This window comes from Carboxylicivirga litoralis (assembly GCF_025499605.1).
Lineage (GTDB): Bacteria > Bacteroidota > Bacteroidia > Bacteroidales > Marinilabiliaceae > Carboxylicivirga > Carboxylicivirga litoralis.
On record NZ_JAFMVC010000101.1, the window covers coordinates 1 to 1,207 of the forward strand.

Annotated in this window: 1 protein-coding gene; it reads right to left on the reverse strand. The window is 28.3% G+C overall.

What is annotated here, in order from left to right; genetic code table 11:
- Window positions 1-1,207: ATP-binding protein (locus J1N10_RS20915; protein ID WP_262328671.1), on the reverse strand; the 1,207-nt coding region annotated here is incomplete at both ends.

Below are 1,207 nucleotides of genomic sequence, written 5' to 3' on the forward strand. Positions count from 1 at the left end.
GTGAAACCTAAGTCGTAAACACTATCTAGATACTTTTGAGGAATTCCTTTTCCATTATCATCAAACGAGATTACAAGTGAAGATTTTTTCTTACTGAAATTCAATCTTATTGAAGTTGCTTTAGCTTTCTCTGAATTAGCAATTAGGTTGTCAACAATTGTTGTAATTTCCAAAGGTCTAAACTCCTTTATATATTCACCTTTAAAATCATCTTCAATAATAATATCCATTGATGTATCAATAACTTTATCCTCTAAAAGATATAGTTCATTTACATAATCCTTAATAAAATCAACTAAATCAGTTTTAATTTCTGATGCCTTTAAGTTGAAATTTGCTTTGGTTACAAAATTTGCAATTGAACTAATTTTTGAAGCCTCTAATGAAATTGTTTTAATATATTTTTGAGTTTTAATATCTAGATTATTTGGACTTAAATGCTTGATAAGTAATTTAAGGTTTCTACTTACTCTACTTGATGAATGATAAATTTGATGCTGTAAACCAACTATTCTTTCTTTGTCGGTACCAATTAATGCCCCTTGAAAAGCACCTTTTTTCTTTTCGGTTTCTAAATTGGTCTCTAACTCCTCATTTTTGATTAAGTTATCTAAAGCTTCTTCTCCTGCTTCTTCTGTAGTTTTCTTTAATTCATCAAGGTTTTTCTCAATTTTAGAAATGCTTTCTACGATTGCACTTTTATCGTAATCATCACTTTCTAACTGTTTTTTTATTTTTGTTAATGTATTCTTTGTTGATTTCTCTTGCTTTTTATCAATTATTTCAAAGATTTCAGGTGCAACTTCAAAAGAAATAATTCCTTTTGATTTTGTAAGATTAGCAACAAGATTTTCAATAGCTTCTCTCTGGCCTTTACTGTCTAAAATGATATAATCTTCGTTCGACAAATCATTACCCCAGTCCGTTATATCTATAATATATTTTTCTAACCTTTTGAGATTATCATAAAACCAATCAACTAATTCAAAATATGGTTTTGACTTAATAAGTCCATCTCCACGACTTGAAGTTTCTCGTAGTTCATCATTAGGTTCATTGATTGAAATATAACCTAACGTCTCTCTAGTTCCTAAATATCTATTATAACCTTGAGATTTACGATTATCCATTTTTAATGGGTCTTCATACCTATCTCCATAAGGATATATTCTTAATCCATTTTTATAAACAAAAATATGCCCATAAC